This is a genomic window from Aerococcus sp. L_32 (genome assembly GCF_050689315.1).
This window is the reverse complement of sequence record NZ_JBOEQF010001211.1, coordinates 1-551: the sequence shown is the minus strand read 5'-3', so window position 1 is coordinate 551 and position 551 is coordinate 1. Positions and strand designations below refer to the sequence as shown.

1 protein-coding gene is annotated in these 551 nt (G+C 38.5%); it reads left to right on the top strand.

The annotated features are described in order from the left end of the window. Window positions 1-551: branched-chain amino acid ABC transporter permease (locus ACRCJ0_RS18980; RefSeq protein ID WP_431391756.1), on the top strand; the 551-nt coding region annotated here is incomplete at both ends.

Sequence of the window (551 nt, the reverse complement as noted above, 5' to 3'; positions counted from 1 at the left end):
CTAGCGATTGCAACTTTAGGGGCTTCTGAAATTATCCGTATCATCATCCAAAACTTGGAAATCACTAACGGTGCCGCTGGTATCTCAGGTATTCCAATGAACGTAACTTGGATTATTTTATTTATCTTCATCGTTTTAACAACATTATTAATTGTAAACTATATCCACTCTAGTCCAGGACGTGCTACTATTGCCGTTCGGGAAAATGAAATAGCTGCCGAATCTGTTGGGGTAAAAACAACTAAATATAAAATCATTGCCTTTGTAATCGGTGCTGTAACAGCTTCAATTGCAGGTACTTTATACGCAGGTTACTTCTCAGTAATCAACCCTTCACAATTTACTTTCCAACGTTCAATCGATGTTCTAATTATCGTTGTATTCGGTGGTATCGGATCAGTAACAGGTTCATTCGTTGCGGCAATTGCCTTAGGACTACTAAACTCAGTTTTAGCCCCTTTAGGTCAATTACGTATGGTTGTATATGGTATCGCGATTATCGCCATCATGGTATTCAAGCCATCAGGTTTAATGGGTGATTACGAATTACA